This window comes from Rahnella sp. P4_A8 (assembly GCF_056402435.1).
This window is the reverse complement of record NZ_JBFUHK010000314.1, coordinates 1-803: the sequence shown is the minus strand read 5'-3', so window position 1 is coordinate 803 and position 803 is coordinate 1. Positions and strand designations below refer to the sequence as shown.

Here is an 803-nt window from a genome sequence, read left to right as displayed (position 1 = left end):
GGATAAGCTTGAATTGAATAATAGTAACTAATATCATCCCACAGAGTTTGAGGTAATTGGTTCAACACCGTAGTGAAAATACTTTTCAACTGCCTAATTAGCTCTGAAAAGCACTCAATTTTTTCATCTGTGATATCATCTAAAATTATTTTGATATTAAAAAATTTTCCTTTTTCATTTTTTTTATCAATGGTGTCTGATTTCAGTATATATTTAAAAGTAAAGTTTTTGTATTTTAAGCTACTTTTGTTAGCTATGGTTATATCGGAATTCGATTGTAACAATGAATTAAATGAGGATTCGGTTTTGCATAAAGGATTCTCATTATCGACGAAAATGAGTAATTCAACAACTTTTTCAGAAATAGACTTTTTTTCTAAATTAATATTATTGTTGGGCTGTGACACTTTGACCTCATATTTTCTTGAAAGTGTATTTTAATAAGGCAAGTAGTTTGACATCTGAATATTCGCAATCAAACTGGGTATTGTTCTTAGAAATTCTGATTCTGCCACCAGGTAATTTTGTTAAATTTCTAATGCTTATATCTCCTTCTACTTCGAGCAACCAAATCCCATCAGTGACGCTTCTATTATTCTTTTCAGAAATGTATGTTGTCTCAGTTTCACTATCTATAACTACTAAAGGTTCTTTAAGCTCATTAGAGATAAATGCTTTGTCGAAGAAATAATATCCAGCATCAAATATTTTATTTTCCATAAGTCTGACTTTAGGGACTTTCAATACATCTATATTCGAATTCTCAAAAGGCACCCCTTTACCGCTAATGAGCCATTCTAAAG

The 803-nt window shown here is 30.3% G+C and carries 2 protein-coding genes; both read right to left on the bottom strand.

The annotated features are described in order from the left end of the window. Positions 1-407: hypothetical protein (locus tag AC1DUO_RS25675; RefSeq protein WP_477989536.1), on the bottom strand; the 407-nt coding region annotated here is incomplete at its 3' end. Positions 408-414: 7 nt separating this feature from the next. Next, on the bottom strand, positions 415-803 hold a 389-nt coding region (locus AC1DUO_RS25670), incomplete at its 5' end, for a S24/S26 family peptidase (protein ID WP_477989534.1).